This is a genomic window from Mesorhizobium sp. M7A.F.Ca.CA.003.01.2.1 (assembly GCF_003998945.1).
In the GTDB taxonomy this organism is placed as follows: domain Bacteria; phylum Pseudomonadota; class Alphaproteobacteria; order Rhizobiales; family Rhizobiaceae; genus Mesorhizobium; species Mesorhizobium ciceri.
Genome location: NZ_RZRA01001689.1, coordinates 1 through 430, shown reverse-complemented (window position 1 = coordinate 430; position 430 = coordinate 1). Strand labels below are relative to the sequence as shown.

Below are 430 nucleotides of genomic sequence, written 5' to 3'. Positions count from 1 at the left end.
GTGATGTCGCCCTTGTCGGTGGTGATCGTGGTGACGCCATGCGAGGCGTCCGACAGCGTCGCCGTGAACACGTAGTTGGCGACCGCGCCCTCGGCGACCGTCGAGGCGCTCAGGTTGACCGTCGCGTCGGTGGTGGTGTCGGTGACGTTGGCCGTCGCCGTGCCGGTGCCGATCACCAGGTGCTCGAAGTTGCCGCCCGCGGTGGCGGTGATGTTGGCGGTCAGGCTCGATGCGTCGTTGTAGACGTCCTCGCCATTGCCCGAGGCGATCGTCAGCGTGCCGGTGGTCTGGCCATCGGCGATGGTGATGTCGCCCTTGTCGGTGGTGATCGTGGTGACGCCATGCGAGGCGTCCGACAGCGTCGCCGTGAACACGTAGTTGGCGACCGCGCCCTCGGCGACCGTCGAGGCGCTCAGGTTGACCGTCGCGT

General features: G+C 67.9%; 1 protein-coding gene. It reads right to left on the bottom strand.

What is annotated here, in order from left to right; all coding sequences use genetic code 11:
• Positions 1 to 430: immunoglobulin-like domain-containing protein (locus tag EN969_RS35490; protein WP_164758837.1), on the bottom strand; the 430-nt coding region annotated here is incomplete at both ends.